The organism is Marinomonas arctica (genome assembly GCF_003259225.1).
Lineage (GTDB): Bacteria > Pseudomonadota > Gammaproteobacteria > Pseudomonadales > Marinomonadaceae > Marinomonas > Marinomonas arctica.
In genome coordinates this window covers 1-331 of record NZ_QHJF01000106.1, presented here as the reverse complement: position 1 = coordinate 331, position 331 = coordinate 1, and the positions used below count along the sequence as shown (strand labels likewise).

Sequence of the window (331 nt, the reverse complement as noted above, 5' to 3'; positions counted from 1 at the left end):
TTTCCTTTTTTGTGTAAGATTACATCTCTGATCTGATCAAGCACTTTTAAGTTGTATTGACCTAGTTCTGTTTTTATGAATTTTTTTGTTTCTGTTGTCGTGGAAAATTGTAATATTGTTGCGTATGGATTTGCGGTTGCACTATTCAGTGTAATAGTATTGGTTAGCGCGTTTGATGTTAACTGAGCTAATGTTTTTTTGTACAATCCTCCATCACTTTCTAATGTTGTTACTTTTATACTTTCCCAAAAGCGTTGATAATCAATATTGGTTAAATCTGTTTTGAGCTTCGTTGATTTTGTTATTTTTACACTATTTGTATTTTTTTCTA

1 protein-coding gene is annotated in these 331 nt (G+C 30.2%); it reads right to left on the bottom strand.

Annotation, left to right across the window (positions count from 1 at the left end; genetic code table 11):
* Nucleotides 1-331 (bottom strand): hypothetical protein (locus DK187_RS21030; protein WP_162623587.1); only part of this gene is annotated, 331 nt, incomplete at both ends.